Annotated in this window: 4 protein-coding genes; all 4 read left to right on the plus strand. The window is 56.7% G+C overall.

The window, feature by feature from the left end; translation table 11 throughout:
• On the plus strand, positions 1-2,410 hold a 2,410-nt coding region (locus HN413_14585), incomplete at its 5' end, for an SUMF1/EgtB/PvdO family nonheme iron enzyme (protein ID MBT3391622.1).
• A gap of 153 nt (positions 2,411-2,563) precedes the next feature.
• Entirely contained in the window at positions 2,564-3,661 is a 1,098-nt protein-coding gene (locus HN413_14590) for an RNA-dependent DNA polymerase (GenBank protein ID MBT3391623.1), read from the plus strand.
• Positions 3,658-3,990 carry a diversity-generating retroelement protein Avd gene (gene avd, locus HN413_14595; GenBank protein MBT3391624.1) on the plus strand — a complete coding sequence of 111 codons (333 nt, stop codon included), beginning with the start codon at positions 3,658-3,660 and terminating at the stop codon, positions 3,988-3,990. The genes HN413_14590 and avd overlap by 4 nt, the downstream gene beginning before the upstream one ends.
• 369 nt (positions 3,991-4,359) lie before the next feature.
• The coding region (locus HN413_14600) for an SUMF1/EgtB/PvdO family nonheme iron enzyme (GenBank protein MBT3391625.1) at positions 4,360-6,820 on the plus strand (2,461 nt) is incomplete at its 3' end.

Genomic DNA, 6,820 nt, shown 5'->3' on the forward strand with positions numbered 1-6,820 from the left:
CGGGCTGGAGATGCCCATTGCTTTCAGCGAATTTCGCCCCCCGGAGCCGGGAGCCGGGCCAGGCGCGCAGGCCAGTACCGTCCCCCTGGAGAATATCACCGAAGCCCTGACGCGCCACAATGCTTTTGTAATTCTCGGTGAGCCGGGCTGCGGCAAAACTACCACGCTACAAAAAATCACCTTCGATGCCGCCCGCCACCTGCTCTCTGGTGAACCTGGGCGCGTGCCCCTCTTTGTGCGCCTGAGCCAACAAAGAGAACGCGATCCTTACACCTTTCTTGCCGAAGAATGGGAGCGGCGCACCGGCACAGATTTTGGCAATGCACTGGCCGCGGGGAAGGTGTTGATCCTGGCGGATGGTGTCAATGAAATTCAGCGTGAAACGCGCGATGAACGCCTGAAAGCCTGGCGTTTATTCGCCGGGGATTATGCCGGTGGCAACCAGATTGCTTTCAGCGGGCGCGAGCGCGACTACGACCACGACCAACAGCTAGATTTGCCGCGCGTGCTGGTTGATCCCTTGGATGATGCCCGCATCACGGATTACTTGCAACGCCACAATGTCGAAGGATTGGGCGAACTGCTCGATGACACCACAACCCGCCTGCGTCAAATGGCAAGTAACCCTTTCAATCTGGCATTGCTGACCTTTGCCTACAAATCCAACCAGCGCGATATGGCTAACCTGGGCTGGCTGCTGCACTGGTTTGTGGGGGAGCTTTTTAGCCGCGAAGAACGTCTGGCACATCCGGGCTGGCTGCCGCGTGCGGTGCAAATACAGGCACTGGCGCAACTGGCCTACACCATGCAGGAACAGGGCGAAAGCCTGACCTTCCCCTTGAAAACCGCGCGGCAGGCCATACCAGAGACGGCTGATTTTCGCGGTGAAGCTACGGCCATACCCCCGGCGCGCCTCTTCCGCTTTGGACGGGCGGCCACCCTGCTTGACCCTGGCATCGAACCGGATGTGCGCTTTTATCACCATCTGCTTCAGGAGTATTTTGCCGCCCTGGAATTGCTGCGCCGTTTTCGAGAGGGCGCAGACCTGCAAGATTTGTGGGCTTGCAAACGCCTGGCCGCTGAAATGCCCCCCGCGGATGTGGGGGAGTGGGATGCGCTGCCCGAACCCCCGCCCACCGGCTGGGAAGTGACTACCATTTTGGCTTGCGGGCTGGCAGGTTCGTTAAAAGTTGATCTCGCCGCCCTGATTGAAGCGGTACGCGCTCACAATCCCGTGCTGGCCGGGCGCTGCCTGCACGAAGCCGGGATCGAGCCGCCCGAAGAATCTTTGGATAACGTGCGTGCCGATTTGCTGGCTGATCTCTATGACCCGGACATGCACCTGCGCGCTCGCTTGCAGGCGGGTTTAACCCTGGGGCATATCGGCGACCCGCGCTTTCCGGCGCAGATCATCAACGGCGTGGAAATCATCCCCCCGGAGATGGTGGCTGTGCCCGGCGGTTCCTACTGGATTGGCAGCCGCGATGACGACACCGATGCTTACGATGATGAGAAGCCCCGCTACACCATTGACCTGCTCGCCTTCGGCCTGGGCCGCTGGCCGGTGACGAATGCCGAATATACCTGCTTCATCGCCGCGGGCGGCTATAAAAAAGAAGCTTATTGGGAGGGCGACCTGGCAAAGCGCTGGCTGAAGGGTGAAGATGTCACGGGCGGGCAATATTCAAGTTGGATGCAAATCTGGCAATATATGCAAGATACTCCCAATTGGAAAAGTCAATTAGAACAATCCGTAGTGCCTGAAACCATTAAAACTTATGAATACATAGCTGAACTATCAGAAGACGAATTCAAAAATATGCTGTCAAACCAGCTATCACAAAAATCACGCAAACAACCACACTATTGGAATGATCTAAAATTCAACAACCCCTCCCAGCCCGTAGTCGGGATCACCTGGTTTGAAGCCCGCGCCTACTGTGCCTGGTTGAGTGAGACTACCGGGAAAAATTATCGCCTACCCAGTGAAGTGGAATGGGAAGCCGCCGGGCGTGGTTCCCTCACCCCCGGCCCCTCTCCCAGTGGGAGAGGGGAGTCAGGGGTGAGGGCTTACGCCTGGGGCGAAGATTGGGATCAGGGAAAAGCCAACACCATCGAAGGCCGCGTGTTGCGTACCTCGCCGGTGGGCGCTTATGCCGCCGCGCGCGGCCTGGGGCCTTACAAAGCCGAAGACCAAACTGGCAATGTGTGGGAGTGGACAAGCAGCCTGTATTTGCCCTACCCCTATAACCCTGAACAAGCCGGAGACCCAGAGGCTACCACGGAGCGCACGCTGCGCGGCGGCGCGTGGGACTACTCTCGAAGGTTCGTGCGCTGCGCCTATCGGACCTGGTTCGTCCCCGACTACTTCAACAATGATTTCGGGTTTCGTGTTCTTTCCCCTGGCTAGTTCTGGTTTCTGTATTCTGCGACCGAAGGGAGACTGGTTTCTGGTTTTTCTGTTCTATGGAGTTGATTGAAAAGTTTGCTTTGTTGGCAAATAGGTTATATTGAATGCACGGTTTCCCCTCGGCGGCGAAGCCGCCTCGACGATTTCTTTGAAATGAAAACCTACAAACATCTCTACCCTCAAATCACAGCTTTTGAAAATCTGTTTCAGGCTTTTCGACAAGCTGCCCGCGGCAAGCGCAAAAAGGCGGATGTAGCCGGGTTTGAGTACCACCTGGAACCTAATCTCTTTGCCTTGCAAGATGAACTGCACAGGCAAATCTACCAGCCCGGCGCGTACTATAACTTTCGCATCTATGACCCCAAGCCGCGCCTGATCTCGGCAGCCCCATTCAGAGATCGCGTCGTTCACCATGCCCTGTGCAACGTCATCGAACCCATCTTCGAGCGGCGTTTCATCCACGATTCGTATGCCTGCCGGGTCGGGAAAGGAACTCACGCTGCCGTAGACCGCTGTCAGGCATTCGCCCGCCGCTATCCCTATGTGCTGCAATGCGATATTCAACATTTCTTCCCCAGCATGGATATTGCCGTTTTGCGCGCCGAACTCGCCCGCATGATCGCCGATGAACAAGTTATCTGGCTGTGTGACCAAATCTTGACGAGCGGGGCCGAGGTGCATCGAGCTGAACACGCCCCGCAGTTTTTTCCCGGTGATAATTTATTCGCTGCGACGCGTCCAACCGGCCTCCCCATCGGCAATCTAACTTCACAATTCTGGGCCAATGTCTATCTCAACCCGCTGGATCAATTCATCAAGCGCGAATTGAAATGCAAAGCCTACCAGCGCTACGTGGATGATTTTTTGTTTTTTGCGCCCGACAAGTGCATGCTGCACCGCTGGCGCGCAGCGGTTATTGATTTTGCTGCCGAACAGCGCCTGCGCTTGCACGAACAGCGTGCAGTGGTGTACCCTACGCGTACTGGCATCCCCTTTTTGGGCTGGCGCATTTACCCCGATCACCGGCGGTTGAAGCGGCGCAATGGGGTAGCCTTTCAGCGGCGTTACAAGGGACTTTTGGCGCAATTTGAGCGTGGCGAGATTACGTTAGAAAAACTCGACGAATCCGTCGATGGCTGGGTTGCTCACGTGCAGCACGGCCACACTTGGGGCCTGCAAAACGCGCTACTCTATGATTCCCTTCTCCCACAGGGAGAGGGGCCAGGGGTGAGGGCCAAGGGTACGCCATGAACCAATCGCCCATCTTCAGCAAAACCTACGACCTGCTTTTATGGCTGATCCCGGCCACGGCCAAGTTCCCGCGTGAACAGCGATTTGTGCTGGCGCAGGCTATCCAGCAAGATGCGCTCAATTTCCAGGGCTTGCTCATGGAGGCTGTGCATTCTGTGCAACCGAAGCACAAGCTCAACGCTGCCGATGCTGAACTCGATAAACTGCGCACACGCCTGCGCCTGGCACGCGATCTGGGCCTAATCTCGATCAACCAATACCAACATGTAGCTGCCATACTCACCGAAATTGGCAAGCTGCTGGGCGGCTGGAAGAAAACCGCAAAATAAGCAATCCGCGGCGCGATGCCGCTTATTGCAGGGCCGGGCAGAAAGCTGCGCGGCGGCGCGTGGAACAACAATCGAAGGAACGTGCGCTGCGCCTATCGGAACAGGAACGTCCCCGACAACTTCAACAATAATATCGGGTTTCGTGTTCTTTCCCATGACCCTGGTGAGCAGCCGGTAATTCCTGTCATCTCCGCGATGCAGGACGGGGCTGCAAATTAGAGCCAGCTCTGCCTGTTCCTGGTTGAGCTTTGGCCAACCAAATATCTCCTGAGGCAGTCTTGAACTGCCGAACCCCGCTCCCTCTGGTAGCCCATGCTACGCAAAGGGTGAACGTTGGAGCGGGTCTTCTTGAAATCATTGGAGCTACACATGACCGATCAACAAGTACATCGTGATATAAACGCCAGCCGCGACGCGATTTTGGGCAATCAGATCAACCATTATTACCTGCAAATGCCCGCCTTTCAGCCATCACCTGATCGAGAAGCCTTGCGCCGCGCTTTTCTCGATCACCTGAAACACACCTATCATGCCCTCGATTTCAAGGGAATTCCGCAGTTAAAAGCCTTTGCCCAGGAATTAGCCCTGGAAGATGTGTACGTACCCTTGGTGGCGCGCCCCGAAATGCCCAAAGGCGATACCTGGGAACGAAGGCTGGCCGGTCGGGACTTCGGGAAGGCCGCGTTACCCGATGAAATGCACGCACTGCGAGAAGAATCAACGCCCCCCATCCCCGTAGAAGCCGCCATGCGCGAACACGCCCGCGTCGTCGTCCTCGGTGACCCCGGTTCGGGCAAATCCACCCTGCTCAAACATCTGGCCCTCGAGCTGGCTGCCGAAAAAGGCGCCCCGCTGCCCATCCTGATTCCGCTCAACGCCTATGCCCGCGCCCTGCAAAACGGGGAGAATATCAACCTGCAAGCCTTTTTTGCAAAATTTTTCGCCGGGTACACCAAAACCCTGGCCGGGTTGCAGCCCCTCTTTGATGAAGCCATCCAAAACGGGCAGGCAGTCATTTTGCTGGACGGCTTGGACGAAGTGCAGGCCAACCGCGCCCATCTGGTGCAAAAAGTAGAAGCTTTTGCCGCTGATGCGGTCGCCAAAGGCAATAAACTCGTCGTCACCAGCCGTATTGTGGGTTACAAAGATGCCCCGCTCACCTCCAAACATTGGAGCCTGTACACCCTGCTCGATTTTGATCCTGCAGCCATTACCCGCTTTGCCCAAAGATGGTGTCTGGCCTTCGAGATTGGCACGCTTGGCAATACAAACGAAGCCCGCGTGGCTGCGGCGCAAGAGCAACAAGAGCTATTGGAGGCCATTGAAAGTAAGGAAAGCCTGCAACGACTGGCAAGCAACCCCCTGCTCTTGACCATCCTGGCGCTCATCAAGCGGCAAAATGTCAAACTTCCCAACAGCCGGGTGAAACTCTATGATATTTACCTGGAAACCCTGATCGAAGCCTGGAACAAAGCCCGCTCGCTGGACAAAGGTCAGGTGGGGCCAGATACACCCTACATCCAGATACTTGAACCGCTGGCGGCGCTGGCGCTGTGGCTGCGAGAAAAGAACCCCACCGCGGGTGTGGTTTCTGAATATGAATTGTTAGCCGAACTGGCCCGCTACTATCACACCGAAGAAGGCCGCACCCGCGGCGAAGCCAAAGACCGGGCGCGCACCTTTTTGAAAAGCGTGCAGCGCTATTCCAACCTGCTTGTTGAACGCGGCCATCGCCAATATGGCTTCTTGCATCTAACCTTTGAGGAGATGTTGGCCGCCTATGGCCTGTATCAGCGCGGCCAGCTTGGGCTGGATGCCAGCCTGGAAGTCATCCGAACCCACCTGACCGACCCCGGCTGGCGTGAAACTATTTTGCTGGCCGTGGGCGTGTGGGGGCTGGCGAACAACCAGCGGAAAGTGGCCGGAAAAGTGGTGCAAGAAATTTTAGTAATGCCCTGCCCGTCCGAACATGCCGGGCAAAACCTGCTGTTAGCTGGGGCCTGCCTGGAAGATGTGGGCGAAGAAGGTATAGACCTGGCAACGGCCAAACAGGTTCAGGATGCCCTGCTCGAGGCGGCCCACAACCGGGGGCTGCCGCCCGCCGTGCAGCGCGATGCCGGGTTCATTTTAGGGCGCACGGGTTGGCAGCCGCATGATTTGGACACCTTCATTCCCATCCCCGCCGGGCCGTTTTTATATGGCGACAATAAAGAGAAGAAAAATATTGAACATCCCTTTGAGATTGCCAAATACCCCGTCACCAATCTCCAATACCGCCGTTTTATCGAAGCGGGAGGGTATAGTGCGCAAGAATTCTGGAGCGCGGAAGGCTGGGCCTGGCGCACGGGGGAATATGACAGCAAAGCGCCCAAAGAGTATCAGAATTGGCTCTCAAATCGCCCGCCGGAGAAACGCACTGAGCCGTATTATTGGCACGACCGCAAATGGAACAACCCCCTGGCCCCGGTGGTGGGGGTGAGCTGGTTTGAAGCCGAAGCCTACGGAAATTGGCTATCACAGGAGTTAGGCAAACCCATGCGCCTGCCCACCGAACAAGAATGGGAGCGCGCCGCCCGCGGCGTGGATGGCCGCGAATATCCCTGGGGGAATAAGTTTAATCGCAACAAAGTCAACTGCGCGGCATTCTGGAAACAAGATGATGATGCAAGCTTTTCCTTTGACGATTTCATGTCTACAACCGTGGTAGGACAATTTCCCGATGGGGACAGCCCGGATCGTGTCAGCGATTCGAGCGGCAATGTCTGGGAGTGGACAAACTCGTGGTTGGAAAAAGAACAAACCAACCGCGTACTGCGCGGCGGCGCGTGGC

The organism is Chloroflexota bacterium (genome assembly GCA_018648225.1).
In the GTDB taxonomy this organism is placed as follows: Bacteria; Chloroflexota; Anaerolineae; order Anaerolineales; family UBA11858; genus NIOZ-UU35.